Genomic DNA, 21,430 nt, shown 5'->3' with positions numbered 1-21,430 from the left:
ATATAAAAATAAAAGTCAAACATAGTAATGAACTGACAGTGGTCAATTCGCTTCGCTTGTGAATTCCCCTAACTATTTGACTATTGACTCACGAAGCAAAATTGACAGATCACTTTATTACACGATTGTAGATTTTCCAAGTTGTACATTCTCGAAATTATAATATGTTTTTTCAGAATATTTGATATAATCTGCAATGAAACTTCCTACTTCATCGGTTGAATAAGGCTGTTCTGCATTGAGATCGATGGTGACATATTTATTTTCTATAGCATGTTCTACAGATTCTTTTAGTTTTTCAGCAGCATGATCCAGTTTTAAATAGTCAAGCATCATTGCTGTACTCAAAATTGAAGCGATCGGATTGGCAATTCCCTTCCCTTTTGCTTGTGGATAAGAACCGTGAATAGGTTCAAACATAGCATTTTCATTTCCAATAGAAGCGGACGGAAGTAAGCCGATAGAACCTCCGATTACACTCGCTTCATCAGAAATAATATCCCCAAACATATTTTCTGTAACAATCACATCAAACTGTTTCGGATTTAAAATCAACTGCATGGCTGCGTTATCTACAAACATGAAACCAAGTTCCACATCAGGATATTCTGTTGCAATTTCCTTACAGATTTTTCTCCATAATCTGGAAGTATCCAAAACATTGGCCTTATCGATTAAGGTTAATTTTTTTCTTCTTTTTTGAGCTTCCTGAAAAGCCATATGAACAATTGGAGCAATTTCATCACGGTTATACTTACAGATATCATAAGCGTACCCTTCTTCTTCATCCGTAAACTTTTCTCCAAAATAAATTCCGCTCACCAGTTCCCTGAAAATCTGAATATCTGTTCCTTCAATAATCTCTTTTTTCAAAGGGCTTTTTTCAATCAAAGAATTATATGTTTTCAAGGGTCTTATGTTGGCAAAAAGACCAAGCTCTTTGCGAAGTTTCAATAATCCCTGTTCAGGACGAACTTTCGCATCCGGATTATTATCAAATGCAGGATCTCCGATAGCCCCGAAAAGCACTGCATCAGATTCTTTACAGATCTCTAAAGTTTCATCCGGCAATGGATTTCCGGTTTTAAAAATGGCTTCTGCTCCCACCAATCCATATTTAAATTCGAATTTATAGTGAAAAGCCTCAGCAATTGCATCTAAAATTTTAATGCTTTCGTTCACCACTTCCGGTCCGATTCCGTCTCCCGGAAGAACGGCAATTTTAAAGTCAGTTTTCATATACTTTTTGTGTCTTTAGTTCAAATTCCTGGATGGCCTGTTTTCTGCTGATTAAAAAATCAATATCATCATAACCGTTCATCAGGCATATTTTTTTATACGAATCAATTTCAAAACTTTCGCTTTTATCATTGAAAGTAATGGTTTGTTGCTCGACATCTACCAGAATTTCTTTTTCAGGGTTTTCTGTAATATCGTTCAGGATTTCCTTTAAAAACTCTTCCGAAACTTTTACCGGCAATAATCCGTTATTTAAAGCATTTCCTTTAAAAATATCAGCAAAAAAGCTCGAAATAACGACCTTAAAACCATAATCTGTTAAAGACCAGGCAGCGTGCTCGCGACTGCTTCCGCAACCGAAATTATTTCCTGCTACAAGAATTTCACCGCTGTATGTAGGGTTATTTAAAACGAAATCGGGATTAGGTTCATTCGTATGAACATTATAACGCCAGTCTCTGAAAAGATTATCTCCGAAACCGTTTTTATCAATACTTTTTAAAAATCGGGCAGGAATAATCTGGTCTGTATCTATATTTTCAACCGGCAAAGGAATTGCCCGGGATTTTATAATGACTAATTTTTGCATTGTGTTAAATTATTAATGTGAAATGTGAATTTTGCTTTGCAAGTCAATGGTGAATTTTTAATTGTTTTTTTATATTGACCATTGATCTTCACTTATGAAATAAATTCACTTTATCATTAGTTTTCAAAAACTGATATTTTCCCTTCAATGGCAACTTTTGCAGCCGTTAAAGGGCTTGCTAAAATAGTTCGGGCGCCCTGTCCTTGTCTTCCCTCAAAATTCCTGTTGGAAGTGGAGACACAGTACTCTCCTTCCGGAATTTTATCATCATTCATAGCTAAACATGCAGAACATCCTGGTTGCCTGATCTGGAAACCGGCTTCATTGAAAATTTTGTCTAATCCTTCTTCAAAAATCTGTTTTACCACCTGTTGAGAACCCGGAACAATTAAAGCCTGAACGTGTTCTGATTTGCTTTTCCCTTTTATATAATTGGCTGCTGAACGGAAATCTTCAATTCTTGCATTCGTGCAGCTTCCGATGAAAACATAATTAACTTTAATATCGGAAAGAGCCTGTCCGGCTTTTAAACCCATGTATTTCAAAGCTTTTTCCTCAGATTCATTTTGCGGATTCGGAATATTTTGGTTGATAGAGATTCCCATTCCCGGATTGGTTCCGTAAGTTACCATCGGATAAATTTCAGAAGCATCGAAAGAAAATTCTGCATCAAAAACCGCTTCATCATCTGTTTTTAAGGTTTTCCAATATTCTAGTTTCTCTTCCCATTCTTCTCCTTTTGGTGCGAAAGTCCTGCCTTTGACATAGTTGAAAGTGGTTTCATCAGGAGCAATCATGCCTCCTCTGGCTCCCATTTCAATGCTCATATTGCAAACAGTCATTCTGCCTTCCATCGACATTTCTTCGAAAACATTTCCGGCATATTCACAGAAATATCCTGTTCCACCATCAGTTCCTACTTTTGATATGATATATAAAATTACATCTTTGGGCTGAACATTTTTATTAAGCTTACCATTTACAGTAATTCTCATTGATTTTGGTTTGTTCAGCAGTAAACATTGACTCGCAAAAACCTGTGCAACCTGACTGGTTCCGATGCCAAAAGCAATAGAGCCGAAAGCACCATGGGTAGAAGTATGACTATCACCACAGACAATACTCATTCCAGGCTGTGTAACGCCTAATTCCGGTGCAATGATGTGGACAATTCCTTGATATTGATGTCCTAATCCGTAAAGTTCGATATTGTTTTTTCTGCAATTTTCCGTTAATTGTTCAACCTGATTTCTAGAAGAATCATCACGGATCGGTTTATCCTGATCCAGTGTCGGAACATTGTGATCGGCCGTAGCAACAATCTGTTTGGGTCTGAATATTTCTAAGTTTCTGGATTCCAATTCTGCAAAAGCTTGTGGACTTGTTACTTCATGAATCAGATGTTTGTCGATGTATATAATTTGAGGTCCGTCCGGAATCGTTTCTACAACGTGAGCATCCCAAACTTTGTCAAAAAGAGTTTTTTTATCGTTGTTCATTTTAATTTTAGCACATTTAAATCAATTATCCTACCCTATTTTTTTTGTCACTCTTTCGATGATAGAGCTTAAATCATCATTGTTGACTTCTTTTTTCATATCGGCAACTTTCAGAAATTCCTGGTATAAAAAATCAAGCTCATTTTTGGTAACATCAAAACCTATATGCTTGAATCTGTAAGCTAAAGCCGAACGTCCGCTTCTTGCTGTTAATACAATTGTAGATGCATTTACCCCTACTTCTTCCGGATCTATGATTTCGTACGTTTCTCTGTTTTTGATGACACCATCCTGATGAATTCCCGAACTGTGAGCAAAAGCATTCGCACCAACAATTGCTTTGTTGGGCTGAACCGGCATTCCCATCAATTCAGAAACCAAAATGCTCATAGGGTTGAGCATTTTGGACTGAACGTCAGTATATAATTTTAAATGTGCGTGTTGTTTCAGAATCATTACCACTTCTTCCAAAGCTGTGTTTCCGGCTCTTTCTCCAAGTCCGTTGATGGTACATTCGATCTGTCTGGCTCCGTTTACGATTCCTGCAATAGAATTTGCGGTTGCCATTCCCAAATCGTTATGACAGTGACAAGACAGGATTGCCTTGTCAATGCCATTTACATTCTCTCTCAAAAATTTTATTTTTTTTCCATATTCTTCGGGTAAACAATATCCTGTCGTGTCTGGAATATTAAGTACTGTAGCTCCGGCTTTGATTACAGCTTCACAAACTTTTGCCAAATATTCATTATCTGTTCTTCCTGCATCTTCGGCATAGAATTCCACATCTTCTACGAAGGTTTTAGCGTATTTTACAGCCTGAACAGCCCTTTCGATAATATCTTCTCTGTTGGAATTGAATTTGAATTTAATATGAGAATCCGAAGTTCCGATTCCTGTATGTATTCTTGGTCTTTTAGCGTATTTTAAAGCTTCTGCAGCCGTATCGATGTCTTTTTGATTGGCTCTTGTCAATCCGCAAACTTTCGCGTTTTTTACCAGCTTTGAAATTTCCGAAACGGAATGAAAATCTCCGGGACTGGAGATTGGAAAACCTGCTTCGATAACATCTACACCCAGTTCGTCCAGTTTTTCAGCGATAATCAATTTTTGTTCGGTATTTAATTTACACCCCGGAACCTGCTCTCCATCACGCAATGTGGTATCAAAAATTTCGACTTTTTCGGAATTCATAATGAAGTTTTTACTTAATTTTGATTCAAAACTAGAAAGTTGAAAAGGTTTTTAGTTTTAGGTTTCTATAAAAATTACAATATTCAAAATATTGATTTTTAATTTTAATTATTTGAATAACAGTATTTTAAATTCTATAAATTTACAATGGCAGAATTGCAGAAAGATTTTTTATTTGTATTGATTAAGTCATTAACAACCTCTGAAAAAAGGCAATTCAAGCTCTATGTAAACCGTCTCGGGATTAATGTGGATGCTAAATTTCTTCTCTTATTTTCAGAGATTGATAAGATGAAGGAATATGATGAGAATATTATCGTTGATAAGAAAATTTCAACCAAACAGCAACTGTCAAATCTTAAAGCCCATCTTTACAAGCAGATTTTGGTGAGTTTAAGAATGAATCCCAGTCATCAAAACTATAGAATACAACTCCGTGAGCAGCTTGATTTTGCGAATATTTTATATCAGAAAGGACTTTATAAACAAGCACTGAAGATTTTAGATAAAACGAAACAATCGGCTTTAGGTTTAGACGAAAAAAGTATTGCTTCGGAAATTATCAATCTGGAAAAAGTAATTGAATCACAGTTTATTACACGAAGTATTGAAGGTCGTGCAGAGGAATTGATCCAACAGTCCACCGAAATCAGTAAACAAAACCATTATGCTACGGAACTATCCAATCTGTCACTGAAATTATACAGTGAAATGCTGACGCATGGTTATGTGAAAAATGATGAAGACCGGGCTGAAGTCATGAAAGTTTTTAATGCCCAGATTCAGAAAATTAATTTTGAAAAGCTTAATTTTACTGAGAAATTATGGTATTTTAAAGCGCATGTCTGGAAGAATCAATTGCTTCAGGAATATAAATATACATTGAAATATGCTTATCAGTGGGTGGATTTATTTCACAAAAATCCGGACATGATTATAAGTCATCCTGTATGGTATATTAAAGGAAATACCTACCTCCTGAAAATCCTGTTTTTATATGGAAATATTGATATTCTGGAAGACAGCTTCAATGAGTTTAATAAAATTGTCCATTCTTCAAGTTTTGCTCAAAATGAAAATATTCAATCACTTGTTTTCCTGACCTATTATAATACCTTAATGAATATTCACTTTGTGAAAGGCGAATTCTTTTCTGGCTCTAAGCTGATTCCGGAAATTGAACTTAAAATGGAAAGATTCCGTGATAAAATAGATGAGCATCATTTCATGATTCTTTACCTGAAAATGGCGGCTATGTTTTTTGGTAGTAAGAAGTTTAAAGAATCGATAAAATATTCATTAAAAGTCATTGAGTCTAAAGGAAATGTTCAGGAAGACCTGCTGTTCCATACGAGAATTTTGATCTTAATGGCAAAACATGAATCGGGGAATGATGAAGATTATGACGAGTTTATAAAAGCAGCTTCAAAATTTACAAAAAAAATGAAAAAACCGGATGAGTTTCATTTTGAAAGCATTAAATTCTTTAAAAACCTGAATAATTTAACCCCAGACAAACAACTGAATTCCTTTAAAGAATTTGATAAAAAGTTAGAGGTCTTTGCTGAAAATGAGTATTATCGTAGATCTTTGTTTTATATAGATATTCACGGTTGGGTAAAATCTAAAGTAAGAAATGTGGATGTCATTGAGATTATTAAGGGAAAAGTGCGATATAAGAGAAAGCATTGATTTTTTAATGTAGCGTTTTAATTTGAACCATTAAGGAATTAAGGTAAATGAAGAAAGTCAAATAGCGAAATAGATTTTATAGCGTAAAGGCTTTTAACTTAATTTTCTTAATTCCTTAATGGTTAAATAATGTATAAATAAATGTTTTAAAGATTACTTTTTCACTTTCTCCAATTCAGAATTTATAAAATCAATATTGCTGTTTTCAAAAACTTCAAGTAATTGAGGAACGAAATCACCAAAACTTTTATATTGTACTCTGTTGGTGTCGTATTCTTTTATTTTATCTTCCAATTGAGGCAAAAAGATAAAATTATTCTTTAAATGATATTCTTCAAGTCTCTTTGCTCTTTCAAAATCTTTCTGAATTTTTGCGGTTTCGATCTCCCCTAGTCTTACAAGATGTTCTGAAACACAGGTTTCATAATCTCCATAACCGCCGGTTTTAATCATTGTTTCTTTCAAATTTGACTTTTCAAATAAATTTTTGAAATTTTGAAGGTTTGCAGAACGTTTGTTAACTTCTTTGTTCACAAATGAATGTCCAAATTCATGTACACTTAAAAATCTAGCCTGGAATTGGTTATCATAACCGAACTGTCCTTCTTTCTCAACTTTTACAAAGGGACTTGCAATCTCATAAATATTTTTTGCCCCAGATCTTAAAACTAAATTGGCACCTATTCCTCTTCCTTCTCCGTCGGAAATAGGCCACATCATCATGGGAGAAATGAGAACGACATACCTGTTGAATTTTTCACCGTAAAATTGTTCCATGGCATCGGTAAAACCAACCGGAATCTGTTTATTATATTCATAAACTGCACCTTGATAAAAGTTTTTATTTTCATTAAAAAACGTTTCAATCTTCTCTTGAATATAGAATTTTGAAAGTTTATCAAGATAATTTTTGATTAAATCAGTTACTTCTTTGTTTTGTGTTTCATTTAAACGGGAAAACTCGAAATGATATACATTCAGCCAGTCATTGGAAGGGAATTCTTTGTGATATACCAAAGATTGCATTAAAGCGTCATTTCCCAATCCGTATTTCTCCATAATGATGTCATTGAGTTCTGCAGTGGCTACTGCAATCGGAGAATTTTTCAAATAACCGTATTGATCTAATGCTTTTTTAACGATGGGTTGATAGGTGGAGCATTCTTTAATTTTATATAATTCAAAATCTTTATTGTTTCTCCTGTGTTCTGCTGAAAGGATTTCTGCGAGAAAATAGGTTTCAATATTTTTGTTATAATCGACTGAAAATTTTGATGCTTTTTTCTGGGAAAAATTGAATGTAGAAATTGTAATTGAGAATACTAAAAATATTTTTTTCATTATTTAATATTAATTCTGGGGTTAAGTATATGCGAATATAGTATTTTAACTAAAAAATGCGTATTTTTGCATCTTAAAATTTCTTAGTAAACAATGATAAAAATTACACTTCCAGACAATAGTGTCAGAGAATTCGAGGCGGGAGTTACTCCGCTAGATGTGGCAAAATCTATAAGCGAGGGATTGGCTAGAAATACCATTTCCGCAGTTGTAAACGACAAACAAGTAGAGACGACCACGCCTATCACCACGGATGCTACGGTACAATTGTTAACCTGGAATGATGATCTTGGAAAGAAAGCTTTCTGGCATTCTTCTGCCCACCTTTTGGCGCAGGCTATCCTTGAATTTTATCCTAATGCTAAGTTGACCATTGGTCCTGCAATCGAAAAAGGATTTTACTATGATGTAGATTTCGGTGACGAAACTTTATCTGATAAAGATTTTGAAAAGATTGAGAAAAAAGTATTGGAAAATGCTAAAAAAGGCTCAACATTCTCATTATACCCTGTTTCTAAAGAAGAAGCTTTAAAAGTATATGCAGATAATCCTTATAAAGTGGAACTGATCTCTAATCTGAATGATGGAGAAATCACTTTCGTAACGCACGATAATTTCACAGATCTTTGTCGTGGAGGACATATTCCGAATACAAGTATTGTGAAGGCAATGAAGATTTTAAATGCTGCCGGAGCATACTGGAGAGGAAATGAGAACAATCCTCAATTAACAAGAGTATATGGTATTTCCTTCCCAAAACAGAAAGATTTAACAGAATATCTAGAGCTTTTAGAAGAAGCTAAAAAAAGAGATCACAGAAAACTGGGTAAAGAGCTAGGAATTTTTGCTTTTTCTGAAAAAGTTGGTCAGGGATTACCTTTATGGTTACCAAAAGGAGCAGCTTTAAGAAAAAAATTAGAGAATTTCCTTTCAGAAGCTCAGAAAAAAGCAGGTTATGAATTCGTAATTTCTCCACATATCGGAGCAAAAGAATTATATGTAACTTCTGGACACTGGGATAAATATGGAGCAGACAGCTTCCAGCCTATTAAAACTCCAAATGAAGGGGAAGAATTTATGCTGAAGCCGATGAACTGTCCTCACCACTGTGAAATCTACAAAACTTCACAATGGAGCTATAGAGATTTACCAAAAAGGTATGCAGAATTTGGTACGGTATACAGATATGAGCAAAGTGGTGAGCTTCACGGCTTGACCAGGGTTCGTGGGTTTACTCAGGATGATGCGCACTTGTTCTGTACTCCGGATCAGTTGATGGATGAATTTAAGAAAACGATCGATTTGGTTCTTTATGTTTTCGGGTCATTAGGCTTTGCTGATTTTACGGCACAAATTTCATTAAGAGATCCGGATAATAAAGAAAAATATATCGGAACCGATGAAAATTGGGAGAAAGCTGAAAATGCAATCGTAACGGCTGCTACTGAAAAAGGCTTAAATACAGTTACTGAGTACGGCGAAGCTGCGTTTTATGGTCCTAAACTGGATTTCATGGTGAAAGATGCTTTAGGTAGAAAATGGCAGCTTGGAACCATTCAGGTGGATTATAACTTACCAGAAAGATTCGATCTTTGGTATACAGGAAACGATGGTGAAAAGCACAGACCGGTAATGATTCACAGAGCACCATTTGGTTCTATGGAAAGGTTTATTGCGATTTTGATTGAAAATACAGCTGGAGATTTCCCATTATGGCTGGCTCCGGATCAATTTATCATCTTGCCAATCAGTGAGAAATATGTAGATTATGCTAAAAAAGTTTCTCAATTACTGGAAAATCACGATATTAGCGGACTAATTGATGACAGAAATGAGAAAACGGGTAAAAAAATCCGTGATGCAGAATTGAAGAAGATTCCATTCATGATTGTAGTGGGAGACAATGAAGAAAATGATGGCACAATTTCTGTAAGAAGACGTGGAGAAGGTGATTTAGGAGTAATGAAGATTGAAGATTTCGTTACTTATTTCAAAGAAGCATCAAAAACAGGATTTGAGTTTAATGCTTAAATCTAAAAATATCATTCTGAATACTTTTAAAATTAATTTTATTCAGAATGATTAATAAAATAGAAGTTAACCAATAAAATTATAATACAATAGCACAAAGATTTAACAACAGGGGCCCACAGAGACGTCCGGTACAAGAGGACGCTCACTTGATCAACGATAAAATTCGTGTGAGAGAGCTTCGTTTAGTGGGCGATAACGTAGAGCCGGGAGTTTATCCAATTGACAAAGCAAGACAGATTGCTCAGGAACAGGAATTGGATCTGGTAGTGATTTCCGATAAGGCTGAACCATTTATTGCGAGAGTATTGGACTATAAAAAGTTCTTATACGAGCAAAAGAAAAAGCAAAAGGAGCTTAAAGCTAAGCAGGTAAAAGTAGTTGTAAAAGAAATCCGTTTCGGACCTCAGACTGATGAGCATGACTACGAATTCAAGAAAAAGCACGCTGAAAAATTCCTTGAAGAAGGTTCAAAGCTGAAGACCTACGTATTTTTTAAAGGCCGTTCTATTATCTTTAAAGATCAGGGAGAGATCTTACTTCTGAAACTTGCTCAGGAATTAGAGCACGTTGGAAAGGTAGATCAACTTCCTAAGCTTGAAGGAAAGAGAATGATTATGATGATGAGTCCTAAAAAGCCGGCTAAATAATTCAAAACAATTTTCAGAAGTAACACACTGCTGAAAAGATCATACAAAAGAGATTTCTGAATGAAGTCTCTTTTTTGTGTATTCTACATATCTTGGATTCTTGGTTGTGGAAAATTTCTTTTTCAGTCTCATTTTTTTTTCTTAATTTTGCAGACTATTATTCCTGAAATGTTTAGGAATAGCCAAGACAGATATTGATAACAAAACAATAAAAAGCAAAACAATGCCAAAATTAAAAACGAAATCAGGTGCTAAAAAGCGTTTTGCTCTTACTGGAACAGGTAAGATCAAAAGAAAAAATGCTTACAAAAGCCACATCTTAACTAAGAAAGAAACTAAGCAGAAGAGAAATCTTACTACTACTTCTTACGTAGCTAAAGTGGATGAGAAAAGCGTTCAACGTCAATTAGCCATTAAGTAGTTTTTATAAATCTATATTCGGTTTATAAGAATTCAAACAAATTCAACAATTTAACCCTGAAATGGAGCAGCTAAGAGTAATGAAATAATTTACCGCACATTTCAAAAAAACAATTTAAATTATGCCAAGATCAGTAAATGCCGTAGCTTCAAGAGCACGCAGAAAGAAAATTTTTAAGCAAGCTAAAGGTTTTTTCGGTAGAAGAAAGAACGTTTGGACTGTAGCTAAAAACGCGGTAGAAAAAGCAATGCAATATGCTTACCGTGGTAGAAAAGAGAAGAAAAGAAACTTCAGAGCACTTTGGATTACTCGTATCAACGCGGGAGCTAGAGAGCACGGAATGTCTTACTCTCAATTTATGGGAGCTCTTAAAAAGAACAACATTGAGCTTAACAGAAAAGTTTTAGCAGATTTAGCAATGAATCACCCTGAAGCTTTCAAAGCAGTTGTAGATCAAGTAAAATAATGTAAAATTTTTGTTATCAATATAAATCCCGGGTTTTTTGCTCGGGATTTTTTTATTATCTACATTTGTCATTTATTAATAAAGTTTAAAATCGAGAATTTCCAGTGAAAAAGATCAGTACTCTCCTATTTTTATCAGTTATTGGGTTTTGCAGTAAGGCACAAAGTTTTATTCAGGCTTATCAAACGAGAGCCAATCAGGTTTCTCAAACGAATGTTACAACACTTTTGCAGGAGTTTGGTAATTTAGGAGTAAAAACTACCGGTTCTACGGCGAATACTGATGCCTTGAATTGGTTAAAAGCAAAATACCAATCGTTTGGCTACAATGCAAGCCAGATTACGGAAGATTCTTTTACTTATGGAAGCTCAACTTCTAAAAATCTGATCATTACGAAAACAGGAACTTTATATCCTAATACTTATGTTATCATCTGTGGTCATTATGATACGATCGTAGGGCCTGGTGTTAGTGATAACGGAAGTGGAACTTCCATCATACTTGAAGCGGCAAGAATCCTGAAAGATGTTCCTACGGAATACTCGATTAAATTTATTCACTTTTCAGGAGAAGAACAGGGATTGGTAGGAAGTACTCACTATGTAAATAATGTGGTATTCCAGAATAATGTTCGTCAGCTGAACTTACGTGTAGTATTTAATATTGATCAGGTAGGTGGAAAAATTGGAAATACAAACAATACGATTAATTGTGAAAGTGATCAGAGCGGTCAATCAGGAAATGATGCTGCGTCTCTCTCTTTTACGCAGCAATTGGCAACTTGTACTACGTTATATTCTCCGCTCCAGACGAATATGTCCAATGCTTATTCTTCAGATTATATGCCTTTTGAAAACCAAGGAGATATTATCACCGGCTTTTATGAAACGGTAAGAAGTCATAATGAACATACGGTAAATGATACTTTTGCGAATGTGGATCCTACTTATGTTTATAATGTAGGAAAAGCTTCGGTGGGTGCTCTTCAGCATTTTGCAATTGCGAGTACAACATTGGGAACAACTGATATTACGATCAATAAACTTGATGCAGTTAGAATTTATCCTATTCCTGCGAAAGATATTCTTAATATTGAGCTTCCTAAGGATATCAGGAATTTTAATTTTGAGATTACGGATTTATCCGGAAGATCTTTGCTTAAAACAGAAAATGAAACAAAGATTAATGTTTCAATGCTGAAAAAGGGAGCTTATTTAGGCATTATCAAATCTGAAGATAAAACTGCGGTGAGAAAATTCTTAATTAAATAGTGATTTTTTTTCGGCGGACTTTGCCCGCCGAAAAAAAAATTCTGCAAGTATATTTTATATTACTTGTTACGTTTCAGTAATATTTCCTCAATATTTTCTAAAGTCATATTCTTGGCTTTTAATAAAATCAAATAATGATAAAGTAAATCTGCTGCTTCATTCTTAAACAGCTCATTATTGTCGTCTTTAGCTTCTATTACCAATTCCACAGCTTCCTCTCCTACTTTTTGAGCTACTTTATTGATTCCCCTTTCAAATAATGAATACGTGTAGGAACCTTTAATTTTTTCATCAATTCTCCGGTTGATTTTTTCCTCCAATTCATATAGAAAGCCTTTAGAGCTTTTGTTGCCGAAGCAACTGAAACTTCCGGTATGGCACACTACATTTTTAGGTACAGCTTTAATTAAAACCGTATCCTGATCACAATCAATATCAATACTTTTTACCGTTAAAAAATTTCCCGATTCTTCCCCTTTCGTCCAAAGTTTGTTTTTTGAACGGCTGAAAAATGTGACAATACCTTCGTTTTTTGTCTTTTCAAAGGCTTCTTCGTTCATGTATCCCAACATGAGAACCTGCAATGTTCTGTTATCCTGAATAATAACAGGAACTAAACCTTCACCTTTATTAAAATTTATGTTCATCGTACTGCAATTTTTTTAGTTTTCAATCCATCTTTCAAATCTCCGATTTTTACTTCTCCAAAATGGAAAATACTTGCTGCTAAAGCTCCGGTTGCTTTTGTGTGTTTAAAGACCTCCTCAAAGTCCTCAATTTTTCCGGCTCCACCGGAAGCAATTACCGGAATATTTACGTTTTCGGAAATCAATTTTGTAATTCTCAAGTCAAAACCTTTTTTTGTTCCGTCTCCGTCCATCGAAGTTAAAAGAATTTCTCCGGCTCCTAATTCTTCAACTTTTTTTGCCCAATCTAACGTTTTTAAATTAGTCATTTCCCGACCTCCTTTCACATGAACCCAATCAGAATTATCGACAAATTTCGTATCAATGGCAACAACAATACATTGACTTCCGAATTCTTTCGCCAGGTCAGAAATTAACTGCGGATTTTTAACGGCAGAAGAATTGATGCTTATTTTATCTGCTCCGGCTTTCAGTAATTTTCTTACGTCTTCAATTGTTGAAATTCCACCTCCAACAGTAAACGGAATACTCAGTTCTTTTGCAATTTCTTTTACCAACTCAGCGAAAGTTTTTCGTTTTTCGATTGTTGCGGTAATATCCAGAAAAACCAATTCGTCGGCGCCTTCCTCTTCGTATTTTTTTGCTAATTCTATCGGATCTCCGGCGTTTCGTAACCCTTCAAAATTGATTCCTTTTACCGTCTTTCCATCTTTGATATCCAGACATGGAATAATTCTCTTCTTAAGCATTTTCAATAAATTTTTGCAGTTCTTTTAATTTAATCCTTCCTTCATAAATCGCTTTCCCGATAATTGTTCCGGAACACCCGATTTCTTTCATTTCATAAACATCTTCAATCTTCGAAATTCCGCCACTTGCAACCAGTTGAATGTTGGTGTCATTTAAAATTTCTTTATATAAATCAGTAGAAGCACCTTCCAACATTCCGTCTTTTGAAATATCTGTACAGATTACATTTTTTACGCCTTCTTTCTGATACTTAAGAATAAAATCAATGACATCCTGATTACTTTCTTCCAGCCAGCCGGAAGTTTTTATTTTTCTGTTGTCACAATCTGCCCCTAAAATAATTTTTTCTGAACCATACTTTTTAATGAGATCAAAACAAAATTCAAGGTTTTGAACGGCGATACTTCCGATCGTAATTTGTTTTGCTCCTGAATTAAAAGCAATCTCAATATCCTCTAAGGTTTTTAAACCACCTCCGAAATCAATCTCTAATGAAGTTGCTCCAGCAATATTTTCCAATACTTTTTGATTGACGATATGTTTAGATTTTGCGCCATCCAAATCAACCAAGTGCAGGAATCTTATTCCAAAATCTTCAAATTCTTTGGCTACTTCTACCGGATTTTCATTGTATATTTTTTTCGTTTTGTAATCTCCTTTTGAGAGGCGTACACATTTTCCGTCGATGATATCAATGGCAGGAATGATTTTCATAACTTAAGTTTTAAAAAGTTTTCTAATAATTGACTTCCAATTTTTCCGGACTTTTCAGGGTGAAATTGCATTGCATAAAAATTATCTTTTTGTAAGGATGCGCTGAAGGGTAAAATATAATCACAAACCGAAGTTGTATTCTCCGAGAGTTCACAATAATAGCTATGAACAAAATAAACATCACTTTCCTCTTCAACCCCTGAGAATAAACCTGAGTTTAAGCCCGAAATGATATTCCATCCCATGTGCGGAACGATATCTTTTGCAGGAAATCTTTTTACATTGATATCGAAAATTCCCATTCCTACGGTATTTCCTTCCTCATTATTTTTACACATCAGCTGCATTCCCAGGCAAATTCCCAAAACGGGCTGTTTCAATGCCGGAATTAGCTTATTCAAGCCTCTTTCCTTTAAGCTTTTCATGGTGGAAGATGCTTCTCCTACTCCAGGAAAAATCACTTTGTCTGCCTTGCTGATCAGCTCAAAATCATCGGTAATGATGGATTTTGCTCCCAATCTGTTCAAGGCATTCTGTACAGAATTTACGTTTCCGCCGTTGTATTTTATAATTGCTATCATGTTATAAACTTCCTTTTGTTGAGGGTAAATTAAAATTATGATCAGATTGGTTGACTGCCATTTTGATTGCTTTTGCGAAGGCTTTAAAAATAGATTCAATCTTGTGGTGTTCATTTTCTCCTTCCACTTTGATGTTGAGATTACATTTAGCAGAATCGGTAAAAGATTTAAAGAAATGCTCAAACATTTCGGTCGGAACATCGCCTATTTTTTCACGTTTAAAGTCGGCGTTCCAGACTAACCAAGAACGTCCTCCAAAATCAAGGGCAACCTGAGCCAGACAATCATCCATCGGAAGCAGGAAACCATATCTTTCAATTCCTTTTTTCTTTCCTAACGCTTTTAAAATAGCCTCTCCTAACACAATTCCCGTGTCTTCGATTGTGTGGTGCTCATCAACCTGTAAATCCCCATTTACTTTAATCTTTAGATCTAAATTGCCGTGTTTCGAAATCTGCTCCAACATATGATCAAAAAAATATAATCCCGTTGAGATTTCGGAATTTCCACTTCCGTCAAGATTGACTTCAATTTCAATATCGGTTTCATTGGTTTTTCTTGAGACTTTAGATTTTCGCGGAATTTGCTTTAAATATTGATAGATTTCAGTCCAACTTTCAGTTGTTAATTCTGCATTTTCATTCAGAACCTTATTAACGAAAATCGCTTTTGAACCTAAATTTTTGGCCAACTGAATATCTGTCAACCGATCCCCGATTACGAAGGAATTTTCAAGATCATAATCTCCGTAGATATACTTTCCCAACATCCCGATTCCCGGTTTTCTTGTAGGTAAATTTTCGCTTTCAAAACTTTTATCAATAAGAATATCATTAAAAATAATTCCTTCATTTTTTAATGCTCGGAGCATCTTTTCATGAGGTTTTATAAAATTTTCATAAGAAAAACTCTCCGTTCCCAATCCATCCTGATTGGTTACCATGACCAATTCAAACTCCAATTCTTTGGCAATTTTTGAAAGATTTTGAAAAACACCCGGGTAAAATTCCAGTTTTTCTAAAGAATCTACCTGGAAATCTGTTGGCGGTTCTATGATTAATGTTCCGTCACGGTCTATAAACAATACTTTTTTCATTTCTAAATAATTGTCAATCTGTTATTTTTTACTTTATCAAACCTTATAGGTTTTTAAAACCTATAAGGTTTCGAACTGTTTTAAAATTTGAATTAATTGAGTATTTTCTTCCCGATTTCCGACATTAATTCTGATACAGTTAGAAATTTGTGGACTTCTTTTGCTGGTCAGAATTTCATTTTCCAATAGTTTTTCATAGACTTTTTCTACGTTTTCAAACTCAATGAGAAAAAAATTGGCATCTGTTGGATATACTTTTTTAATACATTTTACAGACTGAAATTCATTTTTAAGCCAGGAAATTTCATTTAAAGTGTTTTCTATATTTGAATTTACAACTTCTTGTTTATTAATGATTTCAATTGCTTTATTTAAACTTAAAAAATTGACATTATAAGGTGCTTTTACGGTGTTGATTAACTTTATAATTTCCTGGGAGGAATAAGCGATCCCGACTCTCGCTCCCGCCATTCCCCAAGCTTTTGAAAAAGTCTGAAGAACAATCAGATTAGGATACTTCTCTAATAGTTCAGTACAAGATTTCTTTCCTGAGAATTCTATGTAGGCTTCATCAACAACTACGATTCCATTAAAATTTTGAATGTAAAATTCAATGTCTTCTATAGAATTTCCGGTAGGATTATTGGGTGAACAAAGAAAAAAAACTTTGGATTTAAAATCTTTTGAAATGGTAAGAAAATCATCCTTTACGATTCCAAAATCTTCATTTAAATCCAGTTTTATAACCTTGTTTTCATTGATAGAGGCATAAAAACCGTACATCGCAAACGAGGGATTCATCATTAAGATGGAGTCTTTCTTAGGTTCACAGAAAACTTTTATGATCAGGTCAATTAATTCATCACTCCCATTTCCTACTGCAATCTGCTCAACCGGAATATTTCTCATTTCTGAAAGCTTTTGTTTTAAGTTTTTCTGAGTAGAATCAGGATAACGATTCAGCTCACCAAAAGGACTTTCATTAGCATCCAGCAAAACGGGATTGTCAAATTCATTCTTATCCCTAAAACTAAAATAAGGCTGTAATTCTAAGATATTCTTTCTTACTAAATTATTGATATTAAACTCTTTCATTTTCTTGTTTTAATCTGATACTTACGGCATTTTTGTGAGCAAATAAACCTTCTGCTTCTGCCATGATTTCTATTGTTTTTCCTAAATTCTGAAGTCCTTTTTGTGATAAATTCTGGAATGTAATCTTCTTCACAAAACTGTCTAAAGAAACTCCGCTATAATTCTTTGCAAATCCGTTGGTCGGAAGCGTGTGGTTGGTTCCGCTTGCATAATCTCCGGCACTTTCACAAGAGTAATTTCCAAGAAAAACTGAACCCGCATTCTGAATTTTTGGAATATATTTTTCAAAGCTCTCTAAAGCTAAAATTAAATGTTCCGGAGCATAGAGATTGCTAAATTCAAAGGCTTCTTCCAGTGTACTTAATAAAATGAAATGACTGTTTTTAAGGGCTTCTTTTGCCAATTCATTTCTGGGTAGTTCTTTAAGCTGCTTTTCAGTTTCTTTAATGGTTTGGTTAAAAATTTCTTCATCTGTGGAAAGAAAAATCACCTGACTATCGCTTCCGTGTTCAGCCTGGGAAAGCAGATCTGCTGCACAGAATGCCGGAACTGCCTTTTTATCTGCAATCACCAACACTTCGCTTGGTCCTGCAGGCATATCAATCGCTACATTATAGTTTTGAGCAAACTCTTTTGCAGCTACAACGTATTGATTTCCAGGTCCGAAAATTTTATACACATTGGGAATGCTTTCTGTTCCTAATGCCATGGCTGCAATTGCCTGCGCTCCGCCTACTTTAAACAGGTGAGTTACTCCGCAAAGCTTTGCGGTATATAAAATAGCCGGATTGATATTTCCGTTTTTATCCAGAGGCGTACATAAAATGATTTCTTTGCAACCTGCTAATTGAGCAGGAATAGCAAGCATTAAGACCGTTGAAAACAAGGGGGCTGTTCCTCCGGGAATGTAAATTCCAACTTTTTCAATAGCTCTGTTTTCTCTCCAGCAAACCACTCCTTTCGTAGTTTCAATCTTTTCTACTGCAGTAATTTGTGAAGCGTGGAATTTTGTTATATTTTCTTTTGCCTGCTGAATAGCTTCTTTTAATTCGTTGCTGATTATGCTTTTCGCATTTTTTATTTCTTCTTCAGAAACTTTTATGTTTTTAATTTCTGCCCCATCAAATTTTTTATTGAAATCAATTAATGCCTGATCTCCACTTTTTTCAACTTTATTAAAAATATCAGCAATTAATTGTGTCAATTTTTCCTTTTGTAGAACGGGTCTTTTTACCAATTCCGGCCAGCTTTCTCTTTGAGGATATTTATTAATTTTCATATTAAATTACCATTTTATCAATTGGAATAATCAGAATATCTTGTGCACCTTTATCTTTGAGTTCGTCTATGACTTCCCAAAAACGTTCTTCATCAATCACCGAATGAATGCTGCTCCACCCTTTTTCTGCCAATGGAATTACGGTAGGGCTTTTAAGAACAGGAAGGGTTTTGGAAATAAGATCAATCCTTTCATTCGGGACATTCATCAGGATATATTTTGAGTTTTTCGCCTTTAATACCGCTTTGATTCTGAATAAAAATTTTTCTAAAATGTATACTTTTTGTAAGCTTAACTGTGATGTTTTTGCCAGTACAGCTTCTGATTTTAAAAGAGTGATTGTTTCTCTCAAACCATTTTTAAATAAGGTGCTTCCAGAACTTACAATATCGCAGATTCCATCGGCAAGACCGATATTGGGAGCTATTTCTACTGAGCCAGAAATGATGTGGATATCGGCTGAAACATTATTTTTCTGAAGAAAGTTTTTAAGGGTATTTGGATAAGAGGTAGCAATCTTTTTTCCCTGAAAATAATTGATATCATCTGTTTCAATTTCCTTTGGAATGGCTAGAGAAACTCTGCATTTTGAAAACCCAAGAGGCTGAATGATTTCAATATTTTTTTGTTTTTCGACTAAAAGATTTTCCCCGACAATGGCAATGTCCACTACTCCGTCTTCCAGATATTGAGGTATGTCGGAATTACGCAGATACATGATTTCCATCGGGAAATTGTCTACAGAAACTTTGAGCTGATCTTTTCCGTTGTTGATGAAAATCCCACAGTCTTTGAGAAGCTGAAGAGATTCTTCGTAAAGCCGTCCGCTTTTTTGTATGGCTATTTTTAATTTACTCATTTCACTTTTGTTGTGTCTGAGCAAATAAAAATGGTTAAATTGAAAAAATTTCCCGGGATAAATTTAGAAACAAAAAAACCGTCTATTTACTCAGACGGTTTTTAATTATTTTGATTTTTAACATACTATATCTCAATCAATTCCGTCTAGCAGATATGATGGTGATAATGATGTACTGTTAAAAAATTGGGTTTCATTGTTGAAATTTTGTGGTACAAATGTAGGACTTATTTTTAAACTTCCAAGAATTTTAAGAAGTAATTTTTCTGTAAAGCGTCATTACTTCGTTGGCAATAGGCTCGTCATTGAACTTCTGAACGAACTCAAAACTCTTTTCAGCACGGCGTTTTCTTTCGGATTCGTTCTCCCATAAAAATTTTATTTTTGACTGAATATCCAAATGATTTTTAGGATCAATATACACAGAATCGGGCCCTCCTGCTTCCGGAAGGCAGCTTGTATTGCTTGTAATGGTAACCGTTTTTGAGAAAAGTGCTTCTATCACAGGGATTCCGAAACCTTCGAAAAAACTTGGATAAACAAAAATATCGGCTAATTTATAAATAACAGCCAATTCATCCATAGAAACACCTTCTAAAAAATGAATCTGCTTTTCCATCTTATTCTTTTGAATAAAACCAGCTATTTTCTGAAAGTATTTTGTTTTTTTTCCGACTACAACCAAAGGAATATGGGTTCCGTTGATTCCTTTGACAATGTTTAAAAGATTCTTCCGATCTTCGATGGTTCCGACATTTAAAATAAATCTTTCAGGCAGACTGAATTTTTCTTTGGTAGCCTGAATAAATTCCTTGGATTGTTCTTCTTTGAAAGCCTTGTGACATCCCTGATAAATTACTTCAATTTTGCTTTCGGGAACTTTCAAAAACTGGACAATATCTCTTTTGGTCTGTTCTGAGATCGCAATGATTTTATTGGCAGAATTCGCTGCTTTTTTAAACTTCCAAAAATGAATTTTCCGGTCAAAAAAAGAATAATATTGAGGATATCGAACGAAAATCAAGTCATGAATCGTTACGATTTTTTTGATCGGGTTTTTATCCCATTTTAAGGGTAATTCACCCGATAATCCATGGAAAATGTCTGCATTTTGTTTTTGTGCATCCTTTCCCATTTTAAACTGTCGGGACATATTTCCTTTGGAGGTTTCAACAAAATGAACATTGGAATTTTCTAAAATTTCTTTGCCTCTAACTGATTTGTTTTTATGCAATAAAATATATTCGTTTTCCGGAAAATATTTTGATAAAATACGGATCAGATCGCGGGAATAGTTTCCTAATCCTGATGTGTTATGGAAAAAACGTTTTGCATCATAAGCTATCTTCATTCTCCGGTCTTATGATGTTTTGAGTCAATTGTTTCTTTTTCCAGTGTTCGGATTTGTCTTTATAAAGGAAGAATTTACCAAGTTTATACTTGAACTGCATTTTATTGTCATAGTGAGGCCCCAAAAACCGGTGAGGAATATTTGGATTTTCTTTAAGACATTCTTTAATTGAGTCTGTATAAACAGTTGGACCTGTGGTTTTATGAACATTGTGAGGATATGGATTATTTTTAATGTTTTCCATGATGTTCTCCAATGTTCTTTGTAGAAATGGGTGTCCGGCTTCATACACCAGACCCCATTGTACATAATATGTTGGCGGATCTTCATCCGTCACTAATGCAGTATCATCTTCGCGAATCAGTTTTCGTAATGGAATATTGATTCCGCTGTCGATATCCAAATATACTCCTCCTTTTTTGTACAGGATGGCATATCTGAAAAAATCTGCCTTAGCCGCTCCTATAGTCAGCCTGTTGTAGGCTTTCAGATATTCAGGCGGAAATTCATCTTTAAAGAATTCGGTTATCCTTTTATCATCGTAGAAATGATATTGATATTCAGGATTTTTCTTAAGCATTCTTTTAATATGAAACCTCGTAAGCCAAGGCAGCTTATCGGTTTTAAAAGTCTGAAAGATCTGTTTAGGAATGGCCATAGTTTTA

21 protein-coding genes are annotated in these 21,430 nt (G+C 34.6%); 6 read left to right on the top strand and 15 right to left on the bottom strand.

Annotation, left to right across the window (positions count from 1 at the left end; translation table 11 throughout):
• Window positions 1–117: 117 nt before the first annotated feature.
• From leuB to MKS83_RS02845, 4 genes are all read right to left on the bottom strand, one after another.
• Window positions 118–1,239 carry a 3-isopropylmalate dehydrogenase gene (gene leuB / locus MKS83_RS02860; RefSeq protein WP_240581880.1) on the bottom strand — a complete coding sequence of 374 codons (1,122 nt, stop codon included), beginning with the start codon at window positions 1,237–1,239 and terminating at the stop codon, window positions 118–120.
• Window positions 1,229–1,828 (bottom strand): 3-isopropylmalate dehydratase small subunit, encoded by a 600-nt coding sequence (gene leuD, locus MKS83_RS02855; RefSeq protein WP_100375634.1) that lies wholly within the window; start codon window positions 1,826–1,828, stop codon window positions 1,229–1,231. The genes leuB and leuD overlap by 11 nt, the downstream gene beginning before the upstream one ends.
• A 116-nt stretch (window positions 1,829–1,944) precedes the next feature.
• Complete coding sequence (gene leuC, locus MKS83_RS02850) at window positions 1,945–3,327, bottom strand: 3-isopropylmalate dehydratase large subunit (RefSeq protein ID WP_240581879.1); 1,383 nt, start codon at window positions 3,325–3,327, stop codon at window positions 1,945–1,947.
• Window positions 3,328–3,357: 30 nt separating this feature from the next.
• Complete coding sequence (locus tag MKS83_RS02845; RefSeq protein ID WP_240581878.1) at window positions 3,358–4,521, bottom strand: 2-isopropylmalate synthase; 1,164 nt, start codon at window positions 4,519–4,521, stop codon at window positions 3,358–3,360.
• Window positions 4,522–4,668: 147 nt separating this feature from the next.
• Between MKS83_RS02845 and MKS83_RS02840 the strand changes: the two genes are divergently transcribed.
• Window positions 4,669–6,213 carry a hypothetical protein gene (locus tag MKS83_RS02840; RefSeq protein ID WP_240581877.1) on the top strand — a complete coding sequence of 515 codons (1,545 nt, stop codon included), beginning with the start codon at window positions 4,669–4,671 and terminating at the stop codon, window positions 6,211–6,213.
• Between the two features lie 153 nt (window positions 6,214–6,366).
• Here MKS83_RS02840 and MKS83_RS02835 read toward each other — a convergent pair whose 3' ends face one another.
• Entirely contained in the window at window positions 6,367–7,554 is a 1,188-nt protein-coding gene (locus MKS83_RS02835) for a DUF4932 domain-containing protein (protein ID WP_240581876.1), read from the bottom strand.
• A gap of 93 nt (window positions 7,555–7,647) precedes the next feature.
• Here MKS83_RS02835 and thrS point away from each other — a divergent pair, with 93 nt between their 5' ends.
• From thrS to MKS83_RS02810, 5 genes are all read left to right on the top strand, one after another.
• Window positions 7,648–9,585: a threonine--tRNA ligase gene (gene thrS, locus MKS83_RS02830; RefSeq protein WP_240581875.1), complete on the top strand. Its 1,938-nt coding sequence runs from the start codon at window positions 7,648–7,650 to the stop codon at window positions 9,583–9,585.
• A gap of 149 nt (window positions 9,586–9,734) precedes the next feature.
• On the top strand, window positions 9,735–10,235 hold the full coding sequence (gene infC / locus MKS83_RS02825) for a translation initiation factor IF-3 (protein WP_185116753.1): 501 nt from the start codon (window positions 9,735–9,737) through the stop codon (window positions 10,233–10,235).
• Window positions 10,236–10,458: 223 nt separating this feature from the next.
• The gene (rpmI, locus tag MKS83_RS02820) at window positions 10,459–10,656 is read left to right on the top strand and encodes a 50S ribosomal protein L35 (protein WP_034676300.1); all 198 of its coding nucleotides are present in this window, start codon (window positions 10,459–10,461) and stop codon (window positions 10,654–10,656) included.
• Between the two features lie 121 nt (window positions 10,657–10,777).
• Window positions 10,778–11,122, top strand: a complete 345-nt coding sequence (gene rplT / locus MKS83_RS02815; protein WP_100375628.1) for a 50S ribosomal protein L20 — start codon at window positions 10,778–10,780, stop codon at window positions 11,120–11,122.
• Window positions 11,123–11,226: 104 nt separating this feature from the next.
• Complete coding sequence (locus tag MKS83_RS02810) at window positions 11,227–12,393, top strand: M28 family peptidase (RefSeq protein WP_240581874.1); 1,167 nt, start codon at window positions 11,227–11,229, stop codon at window positions 12,391–12,393.
• Window positions 12,394–12,452: 59 nt separating this feature from the next.
• On the opposite strand, the gene hisIE is transcribed toward MKS83_RS02810, so the two are convergent.
• The 10 genes from hisIE to MKS83_RS02760 all read right to left on the bottom strand — a co-directional run bounded on the left by hisIE (window position 12,453) and on the right by MKS83_RS02760 (window position 21,423).
• Entirely contained in the window at window positions 12,453–13,040 is a 588-nt protein-coding gene (gene hisIE, locus MKS83_RS02805; RefSeq protein ID WP_240581873.1) for a bifunctional phosphoribosyl-AMP cyclohydrolase/phosphoribosyl-ATP diphosphatase HisIE, read from the bottom strand.
• Window positions 13,037–13,789: an imidazole glycerol phosphate synthase subunit HisF gene (hisF, locus tag MKS83_RS02800; protein WP_240581872.1), complete on the bottom strand. Its 753-nt coding sequence runs from the start codon at window positions 13,787–13,789 to the stop codon at window positions 13,037–13,039. The genes hisIE and hisF overlap by 4 nt, the downstream gene beginning before the upstream one ends.
• On the bottom strand, window positions 13,782–14,504 hold the full coding sequence (gene hisA, locus MKS83_RS02795) for a 1-(5-phosphoribosyl)-5-[(5-phosphoribosylamino)methylideneamino]imidazole-4-carboxamide isomerase (RefSeq protein WP_240581871.1): 723 nt from the start codon (window positions 14,502–14,504) through the stop codon (window positions 13,782–13,784). The genes hisF and hisA overlap by 8 nt, the downstream gene beginning before the upstream one ends.
• Entirely contained in the window at window positions 14,501–15,085 is a 585-nt protein-coding gene (hisH, locus tag MKS83_RS02790) for an imidazole glycerol phosphate synthase subunit HisH (protein ID WP_240581870.1), read from the bottom strand. The genes hisA and hisH overlap by 4 nt, the downstream gene beginning before the upstream one ends.
• A 1-nt stretch (window position 15,086) precedes the next feature.
• Entirely contained in the window at window positions 15,087–16,181 is a 1,095-nt protein-coding gene (gene hisB / locus MKS83_RS02785; RefSeq protein WP_240581869.1) for a bifunctional histidinol-phosphatase/imidazoleglycerol-phosphate dehydratase HisB, read from the bottom strand.
• A 60-nt stretch (window positions 16,182–16,241) separates the two neighbouring features.
• Complete coding sequence (hisC, locus tag MKS83_RS02780; protein ID WP_240581868.1) at window positions 16,242–17,276, bottom strand: histidinol-phosphate transaminase; 1,035 nt, start codon at window positions 17,274–17,276, stop codon at window positions 16,242–16,244.
• Entirely contained in the window at window positions 17,263–18,555 is a 1,293-nt protein-coding gene (gene hisD, locus MKS83_RS02775; protein WP_240581867.1) for a histidinol dehydrogenase, read from the bottom strand. Before hisD ends, hisC begins: the two co-directional genes overlap by 14 nt.
• 1 nt (window position 18,556) lies before the next feature.
• Complete coding sequence (gene hisG, locus MKS83_RS02770; protein WP_240581866.1) at window positions 18,557–19,414, bottom strand: ATP phosphoribosyltransferase; 858 nt, start codon at window positions 19,412–19,414, stop codon at window positions 18,557–18,559.
• Between the two features lie 250 nt (window positions 19,415–19,664).
• Complete coding sequence (locus tag MKS83_RS02765) at window positions 19,665–20,765, bottom strand: glycosyltransferase family 4 protein (protein WP_240581865.1); 1,101 nt, start codon at window positions 20,763–20,765, stop codon at window positions 19,665–19,667.
• Window positions 20,749–21,423: a glycosyltransferase family 32 protein gene (locus tag MKS83_RS02760; protein WP_100375617.1), complete on the bottom strand. Its 675-nt coding sequence runs from the start codon at window positions 21,421–21,423 to the stop codon at window positions 20,749–20,751. Before MKS83_RS02760 ends, MKS83_RS02765 begins: the two co-directional genes overlap by 17 nt.
• Window positions 21,424–21,430: the final 7 nt, after the last annotated feature.

It is taken from the genome of Chryseobacterium sp. Y16C (assembly GCF_022488405.1).
GTDB lineage: Bacteria > Bacteroidota > Bacteroidia > Flavobacteriales > Weeksellaceae > Chryseobacterium > Chryseobacterium geocarposphaerae.
This window is presented reverse-complemented; position numbering and strand designations above follow the sequence as displayed.